Source organism: Psychromonas sp. B3M02, assembly GCF_003318165.1.
In the GTDB taxonomy this organism is placed as follows: domain Bacteria; phylum Pseudomonadota; class Gammaproteobacteria; order Enterobacterales; family Psychromonadaceae; genus Psychromonas.
This window is the reverse complement of sequence record NZ_QOCB01000021.1, coordinates 48842-56247: the sequence shown is the minus strand read 5'-3', so window position 1 is coordinate 56247 and position 7406 is coordinate 48842. Positions and strand designations below refer to the sequence as shown.

The 7406-nt window shown below is 38.2% G+C and carries 8 protein-coding genes; 5 read left to right on the top strand and 3 right to left on the bottom strand.

What is annotated here, in order from left to right; all coding sequences use genetic code 11:
- Together DS885_RS03000 and DS885_RS02995 are read left to right on the top strand one after the other, a co-directional pair.
- Positions 1–409 (top strand): 2OG-Fe(II) oxygenase (locus DS885_RS03000; RefSeq protein WP_181817687.1); only part of this gene is annotated, 409 nt, incomplete at its 5' end.
- Positions 410–837: 428 nt separating this feature from the next.
- Complete coding sequence (locus DS885_RS02995) at positions 838–1335, top strand: DUF2165 family protein (protein WP_113817922.1); 498 nt, start codon at positions 838–840, stop codon at positions 1333–1335.
- A 91-nt stretch (positions 1336–1426) separates the two neighbouring features.
- On the opposite strand, the gene DS885_RS02990 is transcribed toward DS885_RS02995, so the two are convergent.
- Positions 1427–2335, bottom strand: a complete 909-nt coding sequence (locus DS885_RS02990) for a 2OG-Fe(II) oxygenase family protein (protein ID WP_113817921.1) — start codon at positions 2333–2335, stop codon at positions 1427–1429.
- 235 nt (positions 2336–2570) lie between these two features.
- Here DS885_RS02990 and DS885_RS02985 point away from each other — a divergent pair, with 235 nt between their 5' ends.
- On the top strand, positions 2571–3128 hold the full coding sequence (locus DS885_RS02985; protein WP_113817920.1) for a bifunctional adenosylcobinamide kinase/adenosylcobinamide-phosphate guanylyltransferase: 558 nt from the start codon (positions 2571–2573) through the stop codon (positions 3126–3128).
- Between the two features lie 162 nt (positions 3129–3290).
- Positions 3291–3905, top strand: coding sequence for an FKBP-type peptidyl-prolyl cis-trans isomerase (locus tag DS885_RS02980; RefSeq protein ID WP_113817919.1), 615 nt, complete (start codon positions 3291–3293; stop codon positions 3903–3905).
- 429 nt (positions 3906–4334) lie between these two features.
- Here the strand turns inward: DS885_RS02980 and DS885_RS02975 are convergent, their stop codons facing one another.
- Positions 4335–5303, bottom strand: a complete 969-nt coding sequence (locus DS885_RS02975) for a cobalamin biosynthesis protein (RefSeq protein ID WP_113817918.1) — start codon at positions 5301–5303, stop codon at positions 4335–4337.
- A complete protein-coding gene (mtnN, locus tag DS885_RS02970; RefSeq protein ID WP_113817917.1) occupies positions 5303–5998 on the bottom strand; it encodes a 5'-methylthioadenosine/S-adenosylhomocysteine nucleosidase in 696 nt (231 codons plus the stop codon). Before mtnN ends, DS885_RS02975 begins: the two co-directional genes overlap by 1 nt.
- A gap of 136 nt (positions 5999–6134) precedes the next feature.
- On the opposite strand from mtnN, the gene tyrS reads away from it, so the two are divergent.
- Positions 6135–7406, top strand: coding sequence for a tyrosine--tRNA ligase (gene tyrS / locus DS885_RS02965; protein ID WP_113817916.1), 1272 nt, complete (start codon positions 6135–6137; stop codon positions 7404–7406).

Below are 7406 nucleotides of genomic sequence, written 5' to 3'. Positions count from 1 at the left end.
ACTAAAGTGGGTGAGCATCAGTTACCGTCGTTTAAACTTGTTATATTACGTGACACCCGAATGGATACTAGAAAATGGTGGAAATTTTGAACTATGGGATGCAAAGGTCACTGTTCCTGAGACAATTGTTGCTAAGTTCAATCGTTTATTAGTGATGGAAACGAACGATAGATCATGGCATTCGGTGAGCCCAGTTGTGACTGATACACCACGCTGTTGTGTTTCAAATTATTATTTCTCGGAAATATCTCCTAGTGGTTTAGACTCTTTTCATGTGACCTCCTTTACAGGTCGACCGGGCGAATACTGGAAAAGAAAGGTAGGGGTTATTGATAATTTCCTGCGTAATACCATCTCAAAAACCATTAAAATAGGCCGAGGTAAAAACCTGATCAATAAAACCAAATAGATAGCGCCTATAAAACGGTTAATTTTGCCTTTTTAAGTTAATCGTAAGAGGGCAATATTGATAAGTTACTTGGTTATAGTACGTAATCACTCGCTATCCTGATTTTTATTAACTTATCTAGTGGTGCAAGTCATTCCCCATTTAAGTGCGAATAAGTGCTTATCCAATTTAATTTACTTGGTTAAAAATGATGTCAGTAGTCCCTCCTTATTATCATAGCCTCTAGTTATTACTCGCTTGCAAGTCGTCATAGATTGAATTCACCCCCTAATTTCAGCTTTCACCTTAAGCTGGTATAGATTGTGCTTTTATTTGTCCGATCGGATTAATTGTTTGTGTTCCATGAATAATTGATTTGATTAAATAGGATAAATATTGAAATTGAACATTGGAAAGTTAATTTAAAATAAATATGAGGATAAGTGGGTATGGGGCATTTGAGAGTAATAAAAACGTTGTTAGTGGCAGGGGTAGCGTTATTTGCGGGGTTAGTTTCTTATAATAACATTGTGGATTATGGCTCTAATTATGCCTTTGTAGAACATGTACTTACCATGGATACAACCTTTGAAGGTAATCAGTTGAAATCGCGCGCCATTGAGTCAACATTTTTACATAATCTGTTTTATTGGTTGATTATTGCGAGTGAAGGACTGGTTAGTTTGTTATGCCTTTTAGGCGCAATCAACATGCTTAAAACCTTGACCCAAGATAAAGCTCAATTTAACCAGGCTAAAAAGTTAGCGAATATAGGGTTATTTGTAGGGATTATTTTATGGTTTACTGGTTTTATGACAATTGGTGCGGAATGGTTCTTAATGTGGCAATCACCTATTTGGAATGGGCAAGAGGGAGCATTTCGATTTATTGTTATTTTGTTTCTGACATTAGGGTTTATTAATCAATATGAGGATGCTTCAAACTAAGTGAGATTGCTGCTTAATATTGTAGAAAGGCATCACCTTTACTAGGTTTCGCGCCTAGCAAAGGTGAATGTTCATTTTGCCTTTTTAAATGCTAAAAAGGTGCGTAGCTATCGGCTACACTGTGTACTTCTGTCCAACGTTCACTTGCTGGTATGCTTGGTCTTTCAATATTTGGGTACGGAACTTGTCCTCTATCACCAAATAACCACATTACAAAGTTAGTTCGTTCACCACTTCTGATCGGTTGTGCTGTGTGAACAACAGATCCTCGGTGTAACATCGCGCTACCCGGTGTAAATTTAAGCGGTACTAATTGACGGGTGTTTTGGTCATAAAAGTCCACGCTTGAACCAGTAAACTCTTCTCCTGGTACATTTAAATTTACGTTTAATGTAACAGCTGATGCGTCCGAATGTGGGCGAAGAGAGCTATCAGTCGTTGGTTTATAGTTAATAGAAAAACCAAATGTTTGTGTATCAAACCCGATTATTTCAGGGAATAATAGGCGCGAAATTGGTCGCATATAAACATCTAACACCTCTTGATAAAAAGCTTGGAAGCTCGGTGCTGCAAAGTAACCTTCAGAGCGTTTATCTAACATTGCCCCACCACGGTTTAAAGCAATACCGTAAGGTGGTCGTAATGGAATTTGTGAATTCCACGCGCTTTCTAAATACGCTCTTAATTCCGCTAATTTTGTAGGGTCAAACAATTGTAATTGATACACGTCTGGCGCTACTTCTGTTAGTAGATCTTTAACTGCTAATTCTTTGCTAGGGTCTTGCCAAGCTTGAGTGACTGCTTCACATAACTCTTTATCAAAAAGACTACCGTTTAATAGGAATAAACTTTCCTCTGTTTTTTCCCATTCAGCCCAGGCATCAACTAAGGTTGATTTATTAGTATCCCAGAAATGTTGTACTGAAGATTCTCTGTATAACATTGCTGCTTGAGAAGGTAATCTAAGTTCTTGTGCTCTTTGTAATTGCATTGCAGACATAATATTTACTCCACTATTTAGGTCGCCTTTATTGGCGTTGAAGTTAATTTATTCCAATTGCTTTTGTTGATAAACAGGACTTATAACGAAACAGATTCAAGGTTTTGTATATAATGGCGGGTGTTAAGTGGTTTCTGTTTTTATAACTACAATAAGGCAATATATTTAAAGCATTCATTTAACACTGTATTCTGTACTATGAGCAACATAGTCATATTAATATTAAAGGGTAAACATGGTTCAATTATTTATAGGCGGTGTACGCAGTGGTAAAAGTGACGCTGCAGAAGATCTGTTATTAGAATTGACTAAAAACAATGCATTGAAGCCTGCTTACATCGCCACTAGTATTGCCTTTGGTGAAGAAACTATTGAACGTATCAAACTACATCAACAAAATCGTGAGTTGCGTTTTGGACAACCAATCACCACCCATGAATTGAATTATCAAACATTAGATCTGTTATCGGTTTTAAAATCTTTAGATAAACCCGACAATATTGTTTTAATTGAATGTTTATCCACTTGGGTTGGCTGGTATCTATCATTGGAAAATACACTTCAGGAAAACCTAGCAATCATGGCTGAGCAACAAACGGCCTTATTAGCATTTTTGAAAGATGCAAAATGTCATGTGATTATAGTAACGGGTGAGGTTGGTTGTGGCTTGATTGGCGAAACACCATTACAAAGGCGATATGCGGATCAGTTAGGTAAATTAAATCAGAAAGTAGCTGCGATATCTGAGCAGGTATATTTATTAACCGCGGGCTTAAAACAACAATTAAAATAAAGAATTAAGATAGATTGTCTTTGTTTTTTAAGGGATTTTTAAATTTATTTAAAGAAAATGTATTTTTTTTATGGTTTTCCCTTTAAATCTTATTTTTGTTCCCCATATAATTAGTAACATCGATGGGGAAACCCAAAAATTCAATTATATAAGAGAATAATTATGTCTGAATATACTACTCAAGAGCAACAAGCAAGTTACGGTATCGGTTTACAAATGGGTGAGCAACTTGCTTCTAATCCTTTTGAGGGTTTAGATATCTCTGCTGTTTCTGCTGGTATTGCTGATGCTTTCGCTGGTGCTGAAAGCAAGGTTTCTCAACAAGACCTTCAAGCAGCTTTCCAAGTAATCTCTGAGCGCATGCAAGCAGCTGCTGCTGAGCAAGCTAAAGTATTAGGTGCAGCTGGTGAAGCATTCCTAGCTGAAAACGCTAAAAAAGATGGCGTAACAGTAACTGAATCTGGTCTTCAATACGAAGTTATCGCTGAAGGTGAAGGTGAGAAACCAACTGCTGAATCTACAGTAAGTGTTCATTACCACGGTTCTTTAATCGACGGTACAGTCTTTGATAGCTCTGTTGAACGTGGTCAACCAGCTGAGTTCCCAGTTGGCGGTGTTATCGCTGGTTGGACTGAAGCCCTACAATTAATGTCTCCAGGTGCTAAATACAAACTAGCTATCCCAGCTGGTCTTGCATATGGCGAACGTGGCGCAGGTGCTGCAATCGGTCCTCACGCAACATTAGTATTTGAAGTTGAACTACTAGCAATTAAATAATTTTATTTAATTCGTTTTAGTTTATAAACCTTCTCTGGCGACAGAGAAGGTTTTTTTATGCCTGTTGATTTATCTCAGCCTGCTTGTTTGATTATGTGATTAGAAGCTGACGCCACATCTTTGAAGGGGCGGTGGCTTTAGCCAGCTTGTTTTGATGTTATGTTTTTCAGGGGGAGAGTCGCTTCGCTTTGAAATACTTTTATCGATGAAAAATATGAAACAGGTTTTAGAGGCCTGCTTGTTTGATTATGTGATTAGAAGCTGACGCCACATCTTTGAAGGGGCGGTGGCTTTAGCCTGCTTGTTTTGATGTTATGTTTTTCAGGGGGAGAGTCGCTTCGCTTTGAAATACTTTTATCGATGAAAAAGATGAAACAGGTTTTAGAGGCGTGCTTGTTTTGACTTTGCTTTCACCTTTCACCTTCCCCGCTACTGGCTAAAATGCTCTAAAATCTGCGGAAGAAATTCATAACCACTGATGCAGACCAACCAAAACCAGGCACTTAAACTAATTCGCTGAATCGCTAAGCTTACTTTTTCCGCATTCGGTTGTTGGTCAAACCCGATACTGGCATAAGTTACCTTTTGCGCTTCGTATAAACGCACGCCACCTAATTGAGTTTCTGTGCTCAAACCAAAACTGCTTAATAACAAACCTGATGAAAAGTGATGCCAATCTGCCCCTTGTTTAAATTTCTTAAACAGGTTTTTTATTGGTTTGTCATATAAAGCAAAGGTAAAGCTAACCACAATATGAACAGGAATTTGTAACAAGCTAGTGATTAAAGAGGGTAATTTACCGAGCGCATTATATTTTGGTAATTTGCAATTCCATTGTTGGGCACAAATATGCATTAACTGGTAAAACAGTGCGCCGTATATACCTGTAGCCAAATACCAAAAGACCACGGCAAACCAACCATTAGTTAATTGCAATACCAGTGATTCAATAGCGGCTTTGTGTGTTCCTAACTGCGATAAAGGCTTTGTTTCCCTCAGTGTAAGCTTATCTAATAATAACTTAGCGGTGGCTAAACTTTCATATTGTAAATCATTGTCTATCTGTTTATAGACATGCATTTTATCATGCCAAGATAACAGCAAATAAATGGCGACTAAATCGATGATAAAAGGTTTGAAAGCCACCACGTAAAGTTGGCTAATGATTAATACAATAGGAAAGAAAATTAACGAAAAAGCTAACATGCTAGCGAGGCGTTTATAACCATCATTACGCTCAGGCAGGTTTACTTTAATAGCAATACGTTGAAAAATCAGTGCAAAAGCGGAAAGGGGATTGAGATCCTTGGGTAATGAAAAACAGAACGAGCACAAAGCCGCAGTTAAAAAACTGAAAAAAGCTGCGTGCTGTTCCATTAACATTAAAAGGGTTTGCATTAATTCAGTCTATCGACAATGGCTTCTACTAATACAGACGCATTTTTTGCAGCAACCGGTAAGAACTCATCAAATGATAGCTCTGACTTTTTACCAGCAATATCAGATAAAGAACGAATAATCACAAACGGTACAGAGAATTGGAAACAAACTTGTGCAATCGCAGCGGCTTCCATTTCACATGCAGCCATGGTTGGGAAGTTGTTACGTGCTACTTCTGCTTTTACTGGATCAGCCATAAAAATATCACCGGTACAGATTAATCCTTTGATGATGTTTAAACCCGGTAACATTTTTGCTGCATCTTCTGCAATGTCCACTAAAGAAGCGGTTGCTTCAAAAGCAGGAGGCAGTTGCGCCATTTGACCAATTTCATAACCAAACGCAGTTAGGTCTACATCGTGGAATCTTACTTCCGTTGAAATAACAATATCGCCCACGTTTAATGCTGTGTCGTAACCGCCAGCTGAACCTGTGTTAATAACAACATCTGGAGAAAACTGATCCAGTAATAGCGTTGTTGCAACCGCTGCAGCAACTTTACCTATGCCTGATTTAGTTAAAATCACTTGTTTACCGTTAAGGTCACCTTGGTAAAATTCGCAACCTGCGACTTTGCTTGTAGTAACGTTTTCCATCGCCGCTTTTAAGATGCTAACTTCTTCATCCATTGCACCAATAATGCCTATTTTCATCTGTTTATCTCTTTGTTATACCAATAAAAGTGCAATGCTATCATATTGTTGACAATATCTTCACTCTAAGGTTTTTTTGTGGTCAGTAACTGTGTAAAATCCTAGCCAATTATTGCTAGTAAACCAGGAAAAGTAAATGAATGCCTTAATAGAAGATTTAAAAGCCCGTGGCTTAATCGCTCAAACAACCGCTGATGAAGAGTTACATGAACATTTATCAAGTGGAAGTCGTACTTTATATTGTGGCTTTGATCCGACAGCTGATAGTTTACATATTGGTAGCCTAGTACCCTTATTAATTTTAAAACGTTTCCAAGAAGCAGGTCATAAACCATTGGCATTAGTCGGTGGCGCGACAGGTCTTATCGGCGATCCAAGCTTTAAAGCTGCTGAGCGTAAACTTAACAGTGATGATATCGTTGCTAACTGGGTTGATTCAATTAAAAAGCAGGTAAGTGCTTTTATTGAATTTAATGACCAAGAGAATGCAGCAGAAGTGGTTAATAACCTAGATTGGATCAGTAAAATGGATAGTATTTCATTTTTACGTGATGTAGGTAAGCACTTCAGTGTTAACGCTATGATTCAAAAAGAATCTGTTAAACAACGTATTGACCGTGAAGGCGCGGGTATCTCATTCACAGAGTTCAGCTACATGCTGCTACAGTCTTATGATTTTGCAGCCTTAAATAAAGAGAAAAGCTGTACGTTGCAAATCGGCGGTTCTGATCAGTGGGGTAACATTACGGGTGGTATCGACTTAACGCGCCGTATGAACCAAGAGAAGGTATTTGGGTTAACCATGCCACTAGTAACCAAAGCAGATGGCACTAAGTTTGGTAAAACGGAATCAGGTACTATCTGGTTAGACCCTCAAAAAACATCCCCTTATGCTTTCTTCCAATTCTGGATCACTACACTAGATGCTGATGTTTACAAATTCCTACGCTACTTCACATTCCTAACAGTGGAAGAGATTGCAGAGATTGAAGAAACAGACAAAAACATTAAAGGCCGTCCACAAGGACAAGGTATTTTAGCACGTGAAGTAACCCGTTTAGTGCATGGTGAAGAAGGCTTAGCATCGGCAGAGCGTATTACAGAAGCATTATTCTCAGGGAACTTAAATCATCTAAGTGAGTCTGACCTTGCACAATTAGCACAAGATGGTTTACCAGCGACGGATGTGGCTAATGACAGTGCTTCAATTGTTGAGTTATTAACAAGCTGTGAGTTAGCGGCTTCGAACAAGATGGCTCGTGAATTTGTTAATAATGGCGCGGTAATGGTAAATGGTGAGAAAATAACCGATACTGAAGCAACTATTACAAAAGCTGATGCATTATTCTCACGCTACACGTTAATTAAACGCGGTAAACGTTTATTTAATCTATTTATTTGGAAATAA